We start from the raw sequence: 16,664 nt of genomic DNA, 5'->3' as shown, positions 1-16,664 counted from the left end.
CCTTTGTTCTTAGAATTTTCAGGGTTTTACATACTGTTCAGTTTTCAAGGTTCCTGATGCTTTCGCATCGAACGCAGAAGGAGGGATTTGAACCCTCGCGCCGCTACTAACGACCTACTCCCTTTCCAGGGGAGCCCCTTCAACCTCTTGGGTACTTCTGCAGGTTGATTTTTATATCTTATGAAATTAATAACCGTTTTTGAAACGGAGAGAGTGGGATTCGAACCCACGCGCCCTTTCGGACAAACGGTTTTCAAGACCGCCTCGTTATGACCGCTTCGATATCTCTCCAAAAATGTGCTTAACCATTATATAATGGATATTCATTTTTGTCAAGGACTTTTTCACTTTCTTTTTGAAAGTTTTCACAATCACCTGTGCGTCTTGACTCTTTAATTTTCGTTTCCGCTTTCTCAGCGGCAACAGAACATATTTTATCACTACTAAAGTATAAAGTCAACTGTTTTTTTGACTTTATTTATATTTTTTCGACAATCGAAAAAAAGAGGACGAAAGACCCAAAAGTCCCTCATCCTCTTGATTCTATAACGTCTTCTGATTAGCCAATCAGCTTACCTACGTTCAGCTTAACGCCCGGGCCCATGGTAGAAGTCATGGTTACACTCTTTAAGTAAGCGCCCTTTAAGGTAGCTGGTTTTGCCTTCAGGATAGCGTCAATAAGCGTCTGGAAGTTGTCCGCTAACTGCTCCTCTGTGAAGGAAGCTTTACCTACTGGCACGTGGATAATGTTAGTCTTATCAAGTCTGTACTCGATCTTACCGGCTTTGATATCATTGATAGCTTTGGTTACATCCATAGTAACAGTACCAGCCTTCGGGTTCGGCATTAAGCCCTTCGGTCCAAGTACACGACCAAGACGTCCTACAACGCCCATCATGTCCGGAGTAGCTACTACTACGTCGAAGTCTAACCATCCCTCGTTCTGGATCTTCGGGATCAGCTCCTCAGCGCCTACGAAATCTGCGCCTGCAGCCTGAGCCTCTTCTGCCTTCGGTCCCTTAGCAAATACAAGGATACGAACGGTCTTACCAGTTCCGTGCGGCAGTACAACTGCACCACGGATCTGCTGATCAGCATGACGGCCGTCACAACCAGTTCTGATATGAAGTTCTACGGTTTCATCGAATTTAGCACCTGCAGCCTTCTTCACGATGGAGATGGCATCTGCAGCTTCATAAAGGCTTGCGCGATCTACTAATTTAGCAGCCTCTACGTATCTTTTTCCTCTTTTCATTATAAAAAACCTCCTAGTGGTATTGTCGGGGAATTCCCTCCCACGTTACTGATAAACATCCCGAAAATTACTCGGCAACTGTGATACCCATACTTCTTGCTGTACCAGCGATCATGCTCATAGCAGCTTCAAGGCTTGCTGCATTTAAGTCAGGCATCTTTAATTCTGCGATCTTCTGCAGATCCTCTTTCGAGATGCTAGCTACCTTAGTCTTGTTCGGTGTAGCGGAACCGGATTTAATCTTGCAAGCTTTCTTTAACAAAACGGCAGCCGGCGGAGTCTTTGTGATGAAGCTGAAGCTTCTGTCAGCATATACAGTAATAACAACCGGGATGATCATATCGCCCTGGTCTGCTGTCTTAGCGTTGAACTCTTTCGTGAACTGTACGATGTTTACACCGTGCTGTCCAAGAGCCGGACCTACTGGCGGAGCTGGTGTAGCCTTTCCAGCAGGAATCTGTAATTTAATATATCCTGTAACTTTCTTTGCCATTGTTGGCACCTCCTATAAATTGTGGTAATTGCGGGGATTTCCCTCCCACAGGCTCATAAATGAACCTCTTTACATCATCTTCTTGATCTCTGTGAAGTTCAGTTCAACCGGTGTCTCACGGCCAAACAGTTCTACACGAATCGTCAGGGTCTGTCTTTCCTCGTTGATGGACTCGATAACACCAACGGTATCTTTCCATGCCCCTGTCGTTACAACAACCGTGTCGCCGACCTCAAAGTCAACAACAACGCCGGTTTCCTTAAATCCGAGACCGGCCATCTCCTCTTCCGTCAAAGGAACCGGTTTGGAGCCCGGACCAACAAACCCGGTCACTCCGCGGGTGTTGCGTACTACGTACCAGGTATCATCATTCATAACCATGTTGATCAGTACGTATCCGGGAAACATCTTCTTGGCAACCTGTTTATTGGCTCCATTCTTGACTTCGATAACTTCCTGCATCGGCACGGAAACCTCTAAGATCTGATCCTGAAGGTTCCGGTTCTCGATCGTCTTTTCGATGTCAACCTTTACTTTGTTTTCATAGCCGGAATAAGTATGCACTACATACCAATTTGCTTCTGCCATATTTCTCACCTTTGCCTTTACATAACGAAGTGCAGTCCAAACACGATTGCCGTGTCAAGAGCCGCAATGATAAGTCCCAGCGCAACGGAAACGGCGATGACCGCTCCAGTCTGCTTCGTAACTGTCTCTTTGTCAGGCCAGATGATCCTTTTGTACTCAGCTTTTAGACCTTTCCAGAAACTCTTTTTAGGAGCTTTTTTGGTATTTTCTGTATCACCCATTTTTGTCCTCCAAAGCGCTCAGGCAGATGCCCGATCGCGCAGAACCAACCAGTTACTCTTACTTCGTCTCTTTGTGTAACGTGTGTGTCTTACAGAATCTGCAGTACTTTTTGGTTTCCATTCTGTCCGGATGAGTTTTCTTATCCTTGGTCATGTTGTAATTGCGCTGCTTGCATTCTGTGCATGCCAGTGTAATTCTTGTACGCACAACTTCCACCTCCATTTTTCTTAGTATGCGATCTTTCCACTCTCCAACCGGAAATCTGGTTTTTGAGCATAAAAAAAAGACCTATGTTCTTCCATTCGCCCGTCTACTATATCATAAAAGAAGCGGCGCGTCAAGCAATAACTTGCCGACATTCGCCGCCTCTTTTATATTATAGATATCGTTTTCACTTAGTGCAGGCTGGAACCAGATTCTGCCCGCGCCTCGTATTTCACATTATCAGGACTTACAATGATGCTATAAAACAATCAGAAAGGTTTATTCATCCACTTTCTCCTCGTTTACAGCGTCTGTCTTTTCTTCCACATTTTCATGGCTGTCTGTGGTATCCGGCTCCGCCTTTTCAGGCTCATCGGTTTCTTCCTCATCTGCCGCCTGGCTTCCGATAAAATGCGCCATTTTTCCAATCTTACCCATATGGCTTGTATCCACGCGGGTGATCTCCGGCTCATCAGCTTCCACAACATCATCCTCAAGCGCGGCGTTCTGATGCAGGGCGCCGCCCTCCTGGTTCTCCGCATTTTCCGGATTTTTTGTCACGGATGGATATTCTTCTGGGTTTTCCTTGGCATCCGCAAGCTTTTCATTCATGAATGTCTCAAACTGCTTTTGCTCTTCCTCGCTGGAAAATGCCGACTTGGCGATAAACTGCCAGGTTTTCTCGTTCGTTTCAAGCAGATACATCCGCTCAATCTCAACCATCTGCTCAATGTCGCTGTAGCTGTAAGTCTTGGTCATCTCCTGCGCCGCAACCGTCATGGTCAGTGTCTTCTCATCCAGCGTCAGATGTACGACTGGGAAATTGCCCGTCTTTTCCAAATTTTTAAGTCCGCTCCGTTTCCAGATCATCCGCTCCTGGTTCTGGTTTGAAATCATGTAAAACATGCCGATGCCAACCAGCACCGCTATCACGATGGACGGTACAAGAAGAACCAGATTGCCCTTTGCCTGCATCACATTTTTTCCCAGAAAGAGAGCTAAAAATGCGACATATAAGAGTGCCGACACCATCTTCATTTTCTTGGACTCATGCTTAAGCACGTTCCAGTGAATCCAGTTTTTATAATCTTCCTTTTCCAGGCGATATTCAAATTCCTGCATTCTTTTTACTCCTTTTCTTTCTTACTTGAAATCTCCCCCGCATTCCTTCCGTCTCCTGAACCTCTTTTTGCCTCTCCCGCAAACTTTTAGATTCAAATGATTTCTACTATTCTTTTCATCCAGAAATGCCGGAGTATTTCCACTTATAAGGCTTCCCTCTGCCTATCTTCTCTATCATATCCCACTTTAGCGTCCTTGTCCAATACAAACGGCAAAAAAACAGACTTTTTCGATCCCCGCAGACAGAAGCGCCCGGGTACACGCTTCCGCCGTGCTTCCGGTCGTATAAATATCATCCACGAGAAGCACGTTTTGCACACCACTTGCCCGGATTGCCTCCGCATCCGCCTGAAACGCCTGCTGTAAATTCCGGAGCCGTTCATCTGGATTCATCTCTTTCAGGGGTTCTGTATTTCGTATCCGATATAAAAATTCCGGGTACACCGGCATTTCCAGCCGCTCGCCCATCCGCTTTGCCAGAACCTCCGCCTGATTGAAACCGCGTTTCCGTTTCCGCGCCGGGTGGACCGGAACGGGAACCAGACCGTCAAACTGCCACTCCTCCCGATTTTCATACTGCCTCAGCTTTTCCGCTGCAGCTTCGGCATAAAAATCGATATATTCCCTCTTATTTTTATATTTAACCGCTGCCATCGAGCGCGCAGCTTCCTCCGTATAGTTAAAGAGTGCCATCCCACGCGCAAATGATCGGCGGTGTTTCACACAGTCTGGACAATATTCGATTTCTTCACTCCAAACTTCTTTTCCACATTTCTGACAAACCGGCGATTTGACAGGCGAAAGCCTCAAAAGACACGAAGGACAGATAAGCCCGCCCTTCGGCGTCACGATCTCCCCGCAGACCGGGCAGCGCCTTGGATATAGCGCATCCATAGCGGCGCGGGGGAATTGATTCCATTTTATATTTTTTATCACAATGTCTCCATAATTTCTTCAATGCGGTCGCGCAGTCCCGAATAGCGCTTCTGTTCCATCGCATTGTCCACCATCTGCTGAAACACATACGGGACACCGACCAGGCAGACACAGGCTCTTGCCCTTGTAACCGCCGTGTAAATCAGATTCCGCGTCATCAGCATCTGCGGTCCGCTCCAGACCGGAATCACGACCGCCGGATACTCGCTTCCCTGCGACTTGTGGATCGTGATCGCATATGCCAATTCCAGCTCCTCCAGCTGCTTGAAGCTGTACTCGACACGTTTTCCCTCATCATACTCCACGGTTACCAGCTCCGCAAAGGTATTGATCTCGCGAATGCGCCCAAGATCCCCGTTGAACACGCCGGCTCCCTTGTCCACCGGGATGCCGCTGCGGTTGTAGGAAGTCCACTCAATCTGGTAATTGTTCTTGATCTGCATGACCTTGTCGCCCACACGAAACGTCGTCTCGCCATACTCTTTTTCCGCCTTTTCTGCCGATGGCGGATTTAAAAATTCCTGCAAAATGGAATTTAACCGTATCGATCCCAGCACTCCCTTCCGCATCGGCGTCATGACCTGTACCTCAAACAAATCGGCATGGACGTAATTCGGCAGTTTTTCACGTACCAGCGTGATCATTGCATTGATGATCGCATTCGGATCATCACGCTTTATAAAGAGGAAATCCCTGCTTGACTTTCCAATCGGAATGCGCTCTCCGGCATTGATGCGGTGGGCGTTGACGATAATATCGCTCTGCGCCGCCTGCCGGAAAATCCGGGTTAGCTTTACCACATGGAAACACTCTGACTCGATGATATCACGCAGGACATTGCCCGGTCCGACGCTCGGAAGCTGATCCACATCACCCACCAGAATCAGACGTGTGCCGACATTGACCGCCCGGAGCAGCGAATGCATCAGATTGATATCCACCATCGACATTTCATCGATAATGATGACATCAGCTTCCAGCGGATTGTCCTCGTTCCGCTCAAAATGCATCGAAGTCGTCCGGCTCTTCTCATCCTCCTCTGGCATTCCCGTCAGCTCTAACAGGCGGTGAATCGTCTTCGCCTCATAGCCTGTCGCCTCGGTCATCCTTTTTGCTGCGCGTCCGGTCGGGGCTGCCAGAAGGATATCCATGTCTCCCTTTTCAAAATACCGGATGATCGTGTTGATCGTCGTCGTTTTTCCGGTACCCGGACCGCCCGTGATTACCAAAAGTCCGCAGTTGACCGCCTCAATCACCGCGCGGATCTGCAGTTCATCCAGCTCGATCTGTTCCTCTTTCTGGATGACTGCCAGACTTTTCCGAATCTGTTCTTCCGATTCGGAACCAGTGATGTTTAAGTCGTGCAGCATGCGGGCGGTGTTTAGCTCGGTATAATAGTAGTGTGATGCATAAACGGCGCGTTCCGGGGCGTTTGCTATATTTGATACATTTGATGCATTCGGTTCACCCAAAACATCTGGCTGCGGCTGCATCTGCCCCGACACTGCCGATTCCGCCTGAACAAAAACATCCATTTCTGCTGTTTTCTGCTTTTTCCTCTCCCGGATCACCAGCCGTTTATCCATCTGCATATCCATCAGATGCTTGTCAATCTCGGAAATCTCAACCTGTAGAAGCTTTGCCGCCCGATCCGCCAGCTCGTCCTCCGGCAGGTATGTGTGCCCGTTCGCCGTCGCCTGATAGAGTGTATACAGGATGCCGCTCTTGATGCGGAAATCCGAATCTGCCACGATTCCTATCTTCGCCGCGATCTCGTCTGCCATCTTAAAACCGACGCCCGGAATATCGTCCGCCAGCTTATACGGATTGTTCTGGAGAATCGTGTACATTGCCGGACCGTATTCCTGGTAGATTTTAACCGCCAGATTGATGGAAATGCCATAATTTTGCAGAAACATCATCGCCTGGCGCATATCGCGCTTTTCCTCGACCTGTTCACCGATGGACATCGCCATTTTTTCACTGATTCCCTTGACCTCCGCGAGGCGTTCCGGCTCTTCTTCCATGATGCGGAATGTATCCGCCTTAAATTTTTTAACAATCCTGGAAGCTAAAGCAGCCCCGACGCCTTTGATGGCGCCGGAGCCTAAATATCGTTCCATGGAAACAGTATCCTCAGGCGCTTTCAGCTCATAGCTTTCCACCGCCATCTGTTCCCCGTAAATCGGATGCTCGGTCATACGCCCGCTCGCCTCGATCATCTCGCCCTCTGCGATGTAGGAAAAAGTGCCAACCAGCACATATTCCTCCCCGTCGTCCAAGCCGCTGATAGAGAGAACCGTATAGCCATTGTCCTCATTGCGGTATTTTATTTTTTCAATATATCCTTTAACTGCTGCCATATTTTTATGCTATCCGCCTTCCGGCGGTTCTCTTTAATCGTAGTTTTTCTTCTCACCGTGTGCGAACTCGATAAACTTACCAGTTCCGATCGCAACTGCGGTCAGCGGATCCTCTGCGATCATCGTGGAAATGCCAGTTTTCTCCTCGATCAGGGCATCCAGACCGCTTAACAGTGCGCCGCCGCCTGTCAGTACGATACCACGGTCAAAAATGTCGGCTGCCAATTCCGGCGGCGTCCGCTCGAGTACGTTGTGAACGGCATCTACGATCTGGAGTGCCGGCTCGCGCAGCGCTTCCAGCGTCTCGTCGGATGTGACAACGATCGTCTTCGGAAGTCCGGTAACCAGATTTCGTCCGCGCACTTCCATCGTGATTACCTCCGGACGGCGGTATGCCGCACCGATATTTATCTTGATCTCCTCAGCGGTTCTCTCACCGATCAAAAGATTGTGTTTCTTTCTCATGTAACGGACCAGTGCCTCGTCGAAGTCATCACCAGCCACTTTAATAGAAGTGCTGACTACGGTACCGCCCAGAGAAATAACGGCGATATCTGCCGTACCACCACCAATATCTACGATCATGTTGCCGCACGCCTTGGAAATATCGATACCAGCGCCGATCGCAGCTGCTACCGGCTCCTCGATGATCGAAACCTCGCGTGCGCCAGCCTGATAAGTCGCATCCTCAACCGCCTTGCGCTCTACCTCGGTCGCACCGCTCGGGATGCAGACGCTGATACGCGGCTTGCGGAGTGTCTTCTTGCCGACTGCCTTGTTGATGAAATATTTCATCATCTTCTCTGTCACTGTATAATCTGAAATAACCCCCTGGCGCAACGGACGGACCGCTACGATATTGCCAGGGGTTCTGCCGATCATCAGGCGGGCTTCCTCGCCGATCGCCATGATCTTATTCGTATCCCGATCGATCGCCACTACGGACGGCTCTTTCAGTACGACACCTTTTCCCTTGATATATACAAGGATGCTGGCTGTACCCAGATCGATACCAATATCATTGGACATCAACATAGTTGTTTTCCTCCTGCTCTGAATATGCACTCTTGAGTACATAAATCTATGAGTTTCATTGTATTTTATCTTCTTTATTTCAGCTTTTTTCGCTGCCATCCAGCCCGCGCATTGTTTTAGAGCGAACTATACCACTTACTATTATATACAACTTTCGATTCTTTTGAAAGAGGTTTTTATTTTTTTATGGACTTTATATTTTTTTTATGAAAGGGACATATTTTAGTCACAAGTTTCTCCTATAATACAAATATGTTATCCGAAAGGGTAACAGGCCTTTGTTTCAAGTGTTACTTGAAATAAAAAAGCTTTTTCATACTCATACCGGACGATACAAATCGTCCGGCCCCCCTAAGCCAATTTCTTTTTTATATATACCTACCATTCCCAATTTAAGAAAAACAGGAACGCCGTCGGACTCTCAGCCGATGGCGTTCCTGTTTTTTGTCAGTGCCAGACACCTAAAAAAAGGGCTCTATACTGAATGTTGGGGTACGCTGAAAAACATTTTTTTCTTATATTTTCAGACTCCACTCACTGCAGTCCCAGACCTTCGTTGCGAATCCCTCATAGAAATCCGGTTCATGGCAGATCAGAAGGATATTTCCTTTGTACGCCGCCAGCGCACGCTTTAACTCCTCCTTCGCCTCAACGTCCAGGTGGTTCGTCGGCTCGTCGAGAAGCAGAAGGTTCGTCTCGCGGTTGATCAGCTTACACAGGCGCACTTTTGCCTGCTCGCCACCGCTGAGCACGCGCACCTGGCTCTCAATATGCTGGGTCGTCAGACCGCATTTTGCCAGTGCGGAACGCACCTGGTACTGGGTGTAGGACGGAAATTCTTTCCAGATCTCATCGATGCAGGTCGTCGTATTGCCCGGCGCCATCTCCTGTTCGAAATAGCCGATGGAGAGATAATCGCCCAGCGTCACCTTGCCGGACACTGCTGGAATCAAACCTAAAATACTCTTTAAAAGCGTCGTCTTTCCAATTCCGTTGGCACCGACCATCGCAATCTTCTCGCCGCGCTCCATATAGAGGTTCAGCGGACGGGACAGTGGCTCGTCGTAACCGATCACCAGATCTTCCGTCTCAAAAATACATTTTCCGGAGGCTCTCGCCTCCAGGAAGTTAAACTCTGGCTTCGGTTTTTCCTTCGCCAGTTCGATCACATCCATTTTATCCAGCTTTTTCTGGCGGGACATCGCCATATTTCGCGTGGAAACACGCGCTTTATTACGTGCCACAAAATCCTGCAGCTGCGCGATCTCCTGCTGTTGACGCTTATACGCTGCCTCGAGCTGCGCTTTCTTCGCCTCGTGCACCTCGAGAAACTTGTCGTAATCGCCCACATAGCGGTCAAGCCGCTGATTTTCCATATGATAAATGATATTTACTACGCTATTTAAGAACGGAACATCGTGTGAAATCAGGATGAACGCATTTTCATATTCCTGCAAATACCGTTTCAGCCACTCGATGTGCTGCACATCCAGATAGTTCGTCGGCTCGTCCAGCAACAGGATATCTGGCTTTTCCAGAAGCAATTTCCCGAGCAGTACCTTCGTTCTCTGTCCGCCGCTCAAATCCGTTACATCGCGGTCCAGCCCGATGTCAGTCAGCCCCAGCGCACGTCCGACTTCCTCCACCTTCGCATCGATGGAATAAAAATCGTGGTTCATCAGAAGATCCTGGATCGTTCCCAGCTCTTCCATCATCACGTTCATCTCATCCTCCGATGCCTCGCCCAGATGGTCGCATATTTCATTCATCTGCACTTCCAGCTCAAACAGGAAGGAAAATGCGCTCTTCAAAACCTCGCGGATCGTCATGCCTTTTTCCAGCACCGTGTGCTGATCCAGATAGCCGACGCGCACCCGCTTTGACCACTCTACTTTTCCCTCGTCCGGCTGCATATGCCCGGTAATAATATTCATAAACGTCGATTTACCCTCGCCGTTCGCACCGATCAGACCGATGTGCTCACCCTTTAACAGGCGGAACGAAACATCCTGAAAAATCGCCCGGTCACCAAAACCGTGGCTTAAATGTTCTACATTCAGTATACTCACGTGTGTACCTCTCCTATTTTTCTTTTTATTGTAAATTGTTTGTATTTGTTGAATTGTTCTTTGTTTTTCTGCAAATTTTATTCTGGAAAACAAATCCACTTCATATAAGATTTGCTTTCTGTACGTCTGCCTGCTGTCTGTGGCAAAGCCGACTTCGATTTATTGTACACGAAGCGTGCTTTTGTGGCAAGCGGAGATTTTGGAATTATCTTTTTTCACCCAGATGCCTTGAACTTTTCTAGATTTATATAGTAAGATAAGAAACAACTTCATTTTAGATACGTTTTTCAACCAATGAGAAAATGACTTGATTTTCTAAAGGAGGTTTTATGTATACCTATACCTGGTACCAATGGCTAGCTTTTTTCTATGTATACTGCTTTTTAGGGTGGATTTTCGAATCGACTTATGTTTCCCTGAAACAGAAACGGCTCGTCAACCGCGGATTTCTGCGGCTTCCGATGCTGCCGCTCTACGGTTCCGGCGCGGTGATGATGCTCTGGGTGTCCCTGCCGGTGCGGGACAGCCTGCCGCTCGTCTATATTTCCGGTTTTATCGCCGCCACGGCACTTGAATATGTCACCGGCGCCGTCATGGAACGCCTATTCAAGGTCCGCTACTGGGATTACAGCAGCCAGCCGTTCCAGCTGCACGGCTATATCTGCCTGAGTTCCTCGATCGCATGGGGATTTCTGACGATCCTTATGACCGATGTCATCCATGATCCGATCGCCCGCACTGTGCTTGCGGTTCCTCCGGTTATCCTGCTCATCTGCGATTTCGTCATCAGCGTTCTTTTCACCGCCGATGCTTACGAATCCATCAAGGCAGCCCTGGCTCTGGGTCATACGCTGGAAGCTATGACGAAGCTCAAAGCCGATATCGAAGAGCTACAGTCCAAGATCGAGCTGCTGCGTGAGGAAGCCATTGAGCGCGGCGCTCTGACCCGTGAAGAAACAGCTGAAAAACTGGCAGCCGCCCAGGCAGAAGCCGCCCGCAGACTTGCCGCCGTCCGCAGTGACGCCGAAGAACGCCTGGCAACCGCACGCGCCGAGACTGCCAGACAGCTGCAGGCGGCTGCCACCGAACACAAAGAGCGCCTGGCTGAGACCAAGGCACTCGCCGAAAAACGCCTGTCCGATGTTCGAGAAGAAACCACCTCCCGCATCGAAGCTGCCAAAGCAGGAAACGCAGAACGCATCGAAGCTGCCAAACAGCGCGTCAACGAGCGCATTGCCGAAGTCCGCACCGAAGTCGATGCCCGCATCGCCTTCGACAACCGCCTCACCCGCCTGAGCACCCGGTTAGAAGAACTCAAACACCGCCGCCAGTCCCTGCGCCCGGCTAAAAAGCTCCATGCCTTCTACCGCCGCGGGCTGCTAAGAGGAAATCCTACTGCGGTTTCGTCGAAATTTGCAGCGGCGTTGAAAGAATTAAAAGAACAAAATAGCACAAAAATAGGACCTTTCGCATGAACGAATGGTCCTATTTCTTTTAGGAACTTATTTCATATCTTCTTTTTATTTTTCTACAGCAGTCCATTGACAATCGTCATCACAGACTCGCCTACCTTCTCTGATTTCGCTGCCGCGTCTTCCAGGGAGGTACCTTTCACGCCGTAGTAGAACTTGATCTTCGGCTCGGTTCCAGACGGGCGGACGCAGAGCCATGCGTTGTCTTCCAGTTCGTAGTAGAGAACATTGGAGGATGGAAGTCCGGTCGGTTTTACCTCGCCGGTTGCCAGATCTTTAACCGTATCTGCCTTGTAATCGCGGACAGCCAGCACTTTATGTCCGGCAAAATCGGACGGTGTGTGGGCGCGGAAATATTCCATGATCTCCTGAATTTTTGCCAGTCCCTCGATGCCCTTTAAGCCGATGGACTTCACTTCATCTTTATAATAGCCGTATTTCTCGTACATCTCGACCATCGCATCCCACAGCGTCATGCCTTTTTCCTTGTAATAAGCAGCCGCCTCGCAGAGTGCTGCGGTTGCGGAAATGGCATCTTTATCGCGTGCGTATGTACCGATCAGACAGCCATAGCTCTCTTCCATGCCAAACAGATAGGTTCCTTTGCCTTCCTGCTCATTTTTGAGAACCTGTTTGCCGATCCACTTAAATCCGGTCAGAACCTCGATGAGCTCTGCGCCGTAATTCTTCGCAACTGCATCTACCAGATTCGTCGTAACGATGGATTTAACAACCTGTCCATCTGCCGGAATCTTGCCGTTTGCCTGTTTCTGGCTGAGCACATACTCGCAGAGCAGGGAGCCGGACATATTGCCGGTCAGCGGAATGTATTCGCCGGACTTGGTATCTTTGACATACACGCCCAGGCGATCGGCATCCGGATCGGTTGCCAGAACGAGGTCTGCATTTTTCTCTTTTGCCAGAGCCAGTCCCAATTCAAATGCTTCCTTTGCCTCCGGGTTCGGATAGCTGACGGTCGGGAAATCGCCGTCTGGAAGCTCCTGCTGCGGAACCACATATACATGGGTAAATCCAAGCTCTTTCATCACACGGCGTGCCGGGATATTGCCCGTGCCGTGAAGCGGTGTATACACGATCGTGATCTGATCCTGCATGCGGTCAATCGCGCCCTGATTGACTACCTGTGCCTTGACCTGTGCAATATATTTGTCGTCGATCGCTGCACCGATGATCTCGTAGAGTCCTTTTGCCTTTGCCTCTTGTGCTCCCATCGTCTTAACGGTGGAAAGATCGGTGATCGCCATAACTTCCTCAGTCACACCCTTGTCATGCGGCGGTGTAAACTGTGCGCCGTCCTCCCAGTAAACCTTGTAGCCGTTGTACTCCGGCGGGTTGTGGCTGGCAGTGATGTTGATGCCGGCGATGCAGCCAAGCTCGCGGACTGCAAAGGAAAGCTCCGGCGTCGGGCGCAGCGTCTCGAACCGGTACGCCTTGATGCCATTTGCCGCCAGTGTCAGCGCTGCTTCCTCGGCAAATTCCGGGGACATATGACGGGAGTCAAATGCGATCGCCACGCCTTTTGCCGCGCCGCCCTGCTTGATGATGTAATTTGCCAGTCCCTGGGTCGCACGGCGGACGGTGTAGATATTCATCCGGTTAATACCTGCACCGATGATGCCGCGCAGTCCTGCCGTACCAAACTCCAAATCCATATAGAAACGCTCTTTAATCTCATTTTCATCGCCCTCAATGGCGCGTAATTCCTCTTTCGTTGCCTCGTCAAAGTATGGATTTTCCAGCCATTCTTTGTAAATCGTCATGTAATCCTTCATGATTCACTTACCCCCTGCTTTCTTCTAGGATGACTTTCTTTTTCTCCATTATAGTATAATTATTCTGAAAAATAAAGAGAATTTCGGTTACTATTCTTTGTCTTTATTTTTTCGTTTTTCAAAGTTTCTCCATGATATATCGAATACGCTTAACCAAAGAATTTATATGCATATGTAAATCAACATTTCTTATCGGATTGCCTCAAGAAAGAGGTTCCGCGCCGTCTGCTGTTCTTCCAGCTTCTGCAGTTTTTCGATGCTGCGGACTGGAATCCACGCCTTGCCTGCATTATAATAAAAATTTAACTGTTTCCAGTATTTTTCCGGATATAAAAACAGGTAATAGAGGTATGTCCGCTCCTGTGCATTCAACGGCAGAATACGATCATACGTCTCCAGCAGCCGCATCCCCAGACGCAAATCCCAGCCATGCTTTTCCAATATTTTGCGCGTAAAATGATACAGGTCTTCGACCTGGACGCCCCGGTGCATCCGGTTAAATTCAATCACCGCCATCTCATTTTCTTCTGCCAATAAAATATGGTGCTGGTTCAGATCCCCGTGACACAGGTAGTTTTCCGGCTCGCCGTTCCGCTCGATCTGCGCTTTCAGCCCGCCTGCTGCTTCCTGCGCCTGCTCATAAAAGATGGCAAAGCTTCCGCTGACTGCCCTCTCAAAATCCGATTTACGCCGTTTTTTCCGGATATAATTCCGCGTACGGACAAGTTCCCGGTTGTGGCGCTCCATCTCCGCCACCGCCGGACGCGTGAGAATTGACCCCAGATTCCACGACTCATCGATCGCAATGCCGCGCAATGTCCGGTGCAGCTTCGCGATCTGCCCGACCGCCCGGACTACCTCCGCCTCGCTCTGCACACTGCACTCGCGCCCGGAAAACCATTCCTTCACAACACACCGCGTTCCATCCTCCGCCACCGACAAAAGCTCGCCCTCCCGGTTCCGCATATACTGATCGGTCCGGCATGTTTTCTGATTTTGCAGAACATTCATGATTTGTTCTTCAAATTCAAGACGTTTGACGGTCCCCTTATATTCCCGGAGGAGTTTTAACCCCTGACTCGTCTCGCAGATCCACGCGCCTCTTCCACGGCGCTTCGACTGCACTTCCAGTTCATACTGTTCCAGCACCTCGGTTGTTCTCTCGTTCACAACTTCCCCCTCCTGCCTCTATCCGGCTGCCCGCCTTTCCATTTCCCAAAAGAATGTGGACAGCACATTTTCACGCCGGGCCACAGCTGCTGACAGCTATGTTAATTGCAACATTCACACGATTATGCAAATATGCACATCAGACACCCAGCCTGCTACTCCTAACCTATGAGAGGGGGCTTACAAATATGCTTATGCATAAATATCGCAGATTTGAAACACAGTGCACAAACTATCACACACAATCGCCAATGTGGAGTGATTACGAAATTCTGTTCATTGCCATCATTTTGACGGTATGTTACAATGATTCACGTTGGGATAAAAAAGCGGTCTGGCTATTTGTCCCAACAATCAGGCAAAAAATCAAATAATATATTTTACTGTAAATGAAAAGGAGGTCTCTCTTTGTCCATACAATCCGCTCATCGTTCCAATGATGAAAATACGCGCCCGCATTCAGGCTCAGCATCATCCCGTGAAGCTGATCTCGGCAGTGCGCCGATCGGGTCACTTCTTTTTAAACTGGCGCTCCCGGCAATTGCCGCACAGATCATCAACGTTCTCTATAACATGGTTGACCGCATGTACATCGGCCATATCCCGGACATCGGTCCCAGCGCCCTGACCGGCGTCGGCGTCACAATGCCGATTATCATGTGCATTTCCGCTTTTGCCGCGCTCGCCGCCATGGGCGGTGCCCCGCAGGCGTCGATCCTGATGGGAAAAGGCGACAAGGATTCTGCTGAAAAGGTACTCGGCAACTGTACCTTCATGCTGACCGTCATTTCGCTCGTCCTGACCGCCCTGTTTCTTGGCTTTGGGCGCCCGATCCTCCTGATGTTCGGCGCCAGTGAGAAGACGATTCTCTACGCCTGGAACTACATGAAAATCTACGTCTGCGGCACTTTCTTCGTCCAGATGGCGCTCGGACTCAATGCCTTTATCAACGCACAGGGTTATGCCAAAACCGGCATGATTACCGTTGCCATCGGCGCTCTCTGCAACATCATCCTCGATCCGATCTTTATCTTCGGACTGCATCTGGATGTGCGAGGTGCGGCACTTGCAACCATCCTTTCACAGGGTATTTCCTGTATCTGGATTCTGCGTTTTCTGACCGGAACGCATAGTACCCTGCGGATACGGCTCCGCAACCTGCGCCCGCAGAAGAAATTTATCCTGCCATGCCTGGCGCTCGGACTGGCGCCATTTATCATGCAATTTACAGAAAGTGCACTGTCCATCAGCTTTAACACCAGCCTGTTGAAATATGGCGGCGATACCGCGGTCGGCGCGATGACGATTCTTTCCAGCGTCATGCAGTTTTCCATGCTGCCGCTGCAGGGGCTCTCACAGGGCGCGCAGCCGATCATCAGCTTTAACTATGGAGCAAAAAATATCGACCGTGTGAAAAAAGCGTTTCACCTGCTTCTGCGCTCGGCAGCCTGCTATTCCACCTTGCTCTGGCTCTTATGTATGCTGGTTCCACAGATTTTTATTTCCATCTTTACCAGCGACGCAGACCTTGCCAGCTATACCATCTGGGCGCTCCGGATCTATATGGCAGCTTCCCTGCTCTTTGCCGTCCAGCTCGCCTGCCAGCAGACTTTTATTGCCCTTGGAAATGCGAAAACATCCGTCTTTCTGGCATTGCTCCGGAAAGTGCTGCTTTTGATTCCGCTGATCTTTATCCTGCCGCATTTCGTTTCAAATCCGGTATTCGGCGTGTTCGTGGCAGAACCGGTGGCAGATACGATTGCGGTGGCGACGACGGCAGCGCTGTTTTTCAGGGAGTATAAGAAATTGGGATAACTCTTTTAATCATCCTCTGATTGAAAATATTGTTGTTAAAAAAGCAAAAGGAAAAGAGACAAAATCGTTTGTCCGGCTTGTCCTGCCGGTTCCAAACGATTTTGCCTCTTTTCTCTTTTTATTTATT

General features: G+C 49.4%; 14 protein-coding genes and 2 tRNA genes. 2 read left to right on the top strand and 14 right to left on the bottom strand.

Annotated features, from left to right (window positions below; genetic code table 11):
* Positions 1 to 72 precede the first annotated feature (72 nt).
* The 12 genes from DW739_RS14315 to DW739_RS14260 form a co-directional block, all read right to left on the bottom strand.
* Positions 73 to 161: transfer RNA gene (locus tag DW739_RS14315), tRNA-Ser, on the bottom strand.
* Positions 162 to 205: 44 nt separating this feature from the next.
* Positions 206 to 291: transfer RNA gene (locus DW739_RS14310), tRNA-Ser, on the bottom strand.
* 268 nt (positions 292 to 559) lie between these two features.
* A complete protein-coding gene (gene rplA, locus DW739_RS14305; RefSeq protein ID WP_022359097.1) occupies positions 560 to 1,255 on the bottom strand; it encodes a 50S ribosomal protein L1 in 696 nt (231 codons plus the stop codon).
* A gap of 67 nt (positions 1,256 to 1,322) precedes the next feature.
* On the bottom strand, positions 1,323 to 1,748 hold the full coding sequence (gene rplK, locus DW739_RS14300) for a 50S ribosomal protein L11 (protein ID WP_022359098.1): 426 nt from the start codon (positions 1,746 to 1,748) through the stop codon (positions 1,323 to 1,325).
* A gap of 69 nt (positions 1,749 to 1,817) precedes the next feature.
* Positions 1,818 to 2,336: a transcription termination/antitermination protein NusG gene (nusG, locus tag DW739_RS14295; RefSeq protein WP_022359099.1), complete on the bottom strand. Its 519-nt coding sequence runs from the start codon at positions 2,334 to 2,336 to the stop codon at positions 1,818 to 1,820.
* A 17-nt stretch (positions 2,337 to 2,353) separates the two neighbouring features.
* Positions 2,354 to 2,557, bottom strand: coding sequence for a preprotein translocase subunit SecE (secE, locus tag DW739_RS14290; RefSeq protein WP_022359100.1), 204 nt, complete (start codon positions 2,555 to 2,557; stop codon positions 2,354 to 2,356).
* 58 nt (positions 2,558 to 2,615) lie between these two features.
* Positions 2,616 to 2,780, bottom strand: coding sequence for a 50S ribosomal protein L33 (gene rpmG, locus DW739_RS14285; protein WP_207722866.1), 165 nt, complete (start codon positions 2,778 to 2,780; stop codon positions 2,616 to 2,618).
* Between the two features lie 261 nt (positions 2,781 to 3,041).
* Positions 3,042 to 3,884, bottom strand: coding sequence for a YcxB family protein (locus tag DW739_RS14280; RefSeq protein WP_118653108.1), 843 nt, complete (start codon positions 3,882 to 3,884; stop codon positions 3,042 to 3,044).
* Between the two features lie 186 nt (positions 3,885 to 4,070).
* A complete protein-coding gene (locus DW739_RS14275) occupies positions 4,071 to 4,820 on the bottom strand; it encodes a ComF family protein (RefSeq protein ID WP_333523645.1) in 750 nt (249 codons plus the stop codon).
* Positions 4,817 to 7,183, bottom strand: coding sequence for an ATP-dependent RecD-like DNA helicase (locus tag DW739_RS14270; RefSeq protein ID WP_118653106.1), 2,367 nt, complete (start codon positions 7,181 to 7,183; stop codon positions 4,817 to 4,819). The genes DW739_RS14275 and DW739_RS14270 overlap by 4 nt, the downstream gene beginning before the upstream one ends.
* Before the next feature lie 33 nt (positions 7,184 to 7,216).
* A complete protein-coding gene (locus DW739_RS14265) occupies positions 7,217 to 8,218 on the bottom strand; it encodes a rod shape-determining protein (protein WP_022359104.1) in 1,002 nt (333 codons plus the stop codon).
* A gap of 515 nt (positions 8,219 to 8,733) precedes the next feature.
* On the bottom strand, positions 8,734 to 10,287 hold the full coding sequence (locus tag DW739_RS14260; protein WP_022359105.1) for an ABC-F family ATP-binding cassette domain-containing protein: 1,554 nt from the start codon (positions 10,285 to 10,287) through the stop codon (positions 8,734 to 8,736).
* Between the two features lie 329 nt (positions 10,288 to 10,616).
* On the opposite strand from DW739_RS14260, the gene DW739_RS14255 reads away from it, so the two are divergent.
* Positions 10,617 to 11,762 carry a putative ABC transporter permease gene (locus tag DW739_RS14255; RefSeq protein WP_118492858.1) on the top strand — a complete coding sequence of 382 codons (1,146 nt, stop codon included), beginning with the start codon at positions 10,617 to 10,619 and terminating at the stop codon, positions 11,760 to 11,762.
* Positions 11,763 to 11,815: 53 nt separating this feature from the next.
* On the opposite strand, the gene DW739_RS14250 is transcribed toward DW739_RS14255, so the two are convergent.
* Together DW739_RS14250 and DW739_RS14245 are read right to left on the bottom strand one after the other, a co-directional pair.
* Positions 11,816 to 13,552 carry a phospho-sugar mutase gene (locus DW739_RS14250; RefSeq protein ID WP_117796691.1) on the bottom strand — a complete coding sequence of 579 codons (1,737 nt, stop codon included), beginning with the start codon at positions 13,550 to 13,552 and terminating at the stop codon, positions 11,816 to 11,818.
* A 189-nt stretch (positions 13,553 to 13,741) separates the two neighbouring features.
* Complete coding sequence (locus tag DW739_RS14245) at positions 13,742 to 14,722, bottom strand: phosphotransferase (RefSeq protein ID WP_118472558.1); 981 nt, start codon at positions 14,720 to 14,722, stop codon at positions 13,742 to 13,744.
* Between the two features lie 504 nt (positions 14,723 to 15,226).
* Here DW739_RS14245 and DW739_RS14235 point away from each other — a divergent pair.
* Positions 15,227 to 16,537 (top strand): MATE family efflux transporter, encoded by a 1,311-nt coding sequence (locus DW739_RS14235; RefSeq protein WP_345784432.1) that lies wholly within the window; start codon positions 15,227 to 15,229, stop codon positions 16,535 to 16,537.
* The last annotated feature ends 127 nt before the right edge of the window (positions 16,538 to 16,664 follow it).

The organism is Clostridium sp. AM28-20LB, from assembly GCF_003480665.1.
GTDB classification, from domain to species: domain Bacteria; phylum Bacillota; class Clostridia; order Lachnospirales; family Lachnospiraceae; genus Otoolea; species Otoolea fessa.
This window is presented reverse-complemented; position numbering and strand designations above follow the sequence as displayed.

What these genes read in the sequence shown, in the direction of transcription:
- secE (WP_022359100.1), bottom strand. Translation starts at nt 2,557, where the DNA reads ATGGGTGATACAGAAAATACCAAAAAAGCTCCTAAAAAGAGTTTCTGG.
- DW739_RS14270 (WP_118653106.1), bottom strand. Translation starts at nt 7,183, where the DNA reads ATGGCAGCAGTTAAAGGATATATTGAAAAAATAAAATACCGCAATGAG.
- rpmG (WP_207722866.1), bottom strand. Translation starts at nt 2,780, where the DNA reads ATGGAGGTGGAAGTTGTGCGTACAAGAATTACACTGGCATGCACAGAA.
- rplA (WP_022359097.1), bottom strand. Translation starts at nt 1,255, where the DNA reads ATGAAAAGAGGAAAAAGATACGTAGAGGCTGCTAAATTAGTAGATCGC.
- DW739_RS14265 (WP_022359104.1), bottom strand. Translation starts at nt 8,218, where the DNA reads ATGTTGATGTCCAATGATATTGGTATCGATCTGGGTACAGCCAGCATC.
- rplK (WP_022359098.1), bottom strand. Translation starts at nt 1,748, where the DNA reads ATGGCAAAGAAAGTTACAGGATATATTAAATTACAGATTCCTGCTGGA.
- DW739_RS14255 (WP_118492858.1), top strand. Translation starts at nt 10,617, where the DNA reads ATGTATACCTATACCTGGTACCAATGGCTAGCTTTTTTCTATGTATAC.
- nusG (WP_022359099.1), bottom strand. Translation starts at nt 2,336, where the DNA reads ATGGCAGAAGCAAATTGGTATGTAGTGCATACTTATTCCGGCTATGAA.
- DW739_RS14280 (WP_118653108.1), bottom strand. Translation starts at nt 3,884, where the DNA reads ATGCAGGAATTTGAATATCGCCTGGAAAAGGAAGATTATAAAAACTGG.
- DW739_RS14250 (WP_117796691.1), bottom strand. Translation starts at nt 13,552, where the DNA reads ATGAAGGATTACATGACGATTTACAAAGAATGGCTGGAAAATCCATAC.